General features: G+C 67.4%; 1 protein-coding gene and 1 other annotated feature. The gene reads left to right on the top strand.

The features are described 5' to 3' along the window. Nucleotides 1–52: 52 nt before the first annotated feature. Nucleotides 53–1,293, top strand: a protein-coding gene (locus tag AB0K82_RS44515; protein ID WP_364409802.1) for an IS3 family transposase whose coding sequence is annotated in 2 segments (ribosomal slippage) — nt 53–335 and nt 335–1,293 — 1,242 coding nt in all. Because the reading frame shifts where the segments join, the coding sequence is not laid out codon by codon here. Continuing rightward, nucleotides 331–462, top strand: a sequence feature (AL1L pseudoknot). Its footprint overlaps the gene before it by 132 nt. Nucleotides 1,294–1,323 lie beyond the last annotated feature (30 nt).

Below are 1,323 nucleotides of genomic sequence, written 5' to 3'. Positions count from 1 at the left end.
AGTGAAGCGTCCCGGGTCTGTTGGAGGCTCGATTCCCTGAGAGGATCGAGTCATGGCACGTCCGTCCCCCTATCCCCCTGAGCTGCGCAACCGCGCCGTCCGTATGGTCGCCGAGGTCCGCCCGGACTACCCCAGTGAGTGGTCGGCGATGAAGGCCGTGGCGGCCAAGCTGGGCGTCACCTCTGCCGAGACAGTGCGCAGTTGGGTGCGTCGGGCCGAGGTCGACGCCGGTGCCCGGCCCGGGACCACGACGGAGGAGTCGGCGGAGCTGAAGCGGCTGCGCCGGGAGAACGCCGAGCTTCGCCGGGCGAATGAGATTTTGAAGGCGGCAGCGGGTTTCTTCGCGGCCGAGCTCGACCGGCCATCCAGGTATTGATCGCGTTCATCGACGCGTTCAAGAAGGTGTTCGGGGTCGAGCCGATCTGCCGTGTGCTGTCCGAACACGGCACCAAGATCGCACCGTCCACCTACTACGCCGCCCGCTCCCGCCCGGCCTCGGCCCGCGCGATCCGCGACGAGCGGCTCAAGACCGAGATCACCCGGGTCTTCGAGGACAACTACCGGGTCTATGGTGCCCGCAAGATCTGGCGGCAGCTGTGCCGTGAGGGCCACATCGTGGCACGCTGCACGGTGGAACGGCTGATGCGCGAGCTCGGTCTGGCCGGCGCCCGCCGCGGGAAGAAGATCCGCACCACCATGCCGGGCGAGGGGCACGGCCGGGCAGCCGACCTGCTCAAGCGGGACTTCACCGCGGCCGCACCCAACCGTCGCTGGGTGGCCGACTTCACCCACGTGGCCACCTGGGCCGGAGTCGTCTACGTCGCGTTCGTCGTGGACATCTTCTCCCGGGCCATCGTGGGCTGGGCCGCCGCGACCAGCAAGCGCACCCGCCTGGTGCTGGACGCCCTGGACATGGCGCTGTGGCGACGCGACCGGGCCGGACATCCAGTCGGCCCGGGCCTGGTGCACCACAGCGACGCGGGATCTCAATACACATCGTTCCGCTTCACCACGCACCTCATCGAGGCCGGGATCGACGCATCCATCGGCACGGTCGGCGACGCGCTCGACAACGCCCTGATGGAGTCGGCGATCGGCTTGTACAAGACAGAGCTGGTCAAGCCGCGCGGATCATGGAAGAACCTGACCGGCGTCGAGCTGGCCACCGCCGAATACGTCGACTGGTACAACACCACCCGGCTACACGGTGAGATCGGCCACGTTCCACCCGACGAATACGAGGCCAACCACTACAAGAAATCGACAAGACCGCAGGTCACAGCCACAACCTAGAGCCTCCACGAAACCCGGGGCGGTTCAGTA

The sequence above is a fragment of the Actinoallomurus sp. NPDC052274 genome, from assembly GCF_040679475.1.
GTDB classification, from domain to species: Bacteria; Actinomycetota; Actinomycetes; order Streptosporangiales; family Streptosporangiaceae; genus Actinoallomurus; species Actinoallomurus liliacearum.
Note: the sequence above shows the minus strand (reverse complement) of the source record. Positions and strands in the feature narration are given on the sequence as shown.